Consider the following 579-nt stretch of genomic DNA (forward strand, 5'->3'; position numbering starts at 1 on the left):
TGTTCAAATGCCCGTGATGAATGGGTTTGACGCCAGCGAAAAAATCAAGCAGTGCTCCCCAACTACGCCAATCATCGCCCTGTCTGGTGAATCTGGAGAGAAAGAGCTCGAGATGATTGCTAAGTTGATGGATGGTCGTCTGGAAAAGCCAACCACACTCAACGCATTGCGTGATGTACTGGTGAGATGGCTTCATTTCGATAAAATCAGCGTAACGAACAGTTATCAAATTGCGAATGAATAGTTGGCATTAAAACTGCTTAACTGAAGTACAAACCGAATTATCCAGAGCGTTGAGCTTGCTGTTATGCAGTCAGTAAGCTTGATAAGGAGATGGCTATGTTACTTCACCGACACACATATTACGGCTTGATTCATCACGGAATAAAAGCACTATTGTTAGACAGAATCGGACGCTACACCGAGGAAGAGTATCACCAATATTTGAGCCTAATGACAGGCAAATCAACTTGCTTCACCATGACGCATGAAGAGCTAGAAGCCACCGTCGATAACTTGTTGAGAGAAGGCTATTTGGAAGACGTAAAGTCTCTGATTTCTCAATACCAACGTGTGGCG

General features: G+C 44.0%; 2 protein-coding genes. Both read left to right on the plus strand.

Annotated features, from left to right (window positions below; all coding sequences use genetic code 11):
- Positions 1-244, plus strand: a 244-nt coding sequence (locus R7R78_RS28210) for a response regulator (RefSeq protein WP_225474862.1), incomplete at its 5' end; no start/stop codon positions are given.
- 95 nt (positions 245-339) lie between these two features.
- Positions 340-579: hypothetical protein (locus tag R7R78_RS28215; protein WP_005481662.1), on the plus strand; the 240-nt coding region annotated here is incomplete at its 3' end.

The sequence above is a fragment of the Vibrio sp. 2134-1 genome (assembly GCF_033339495.1).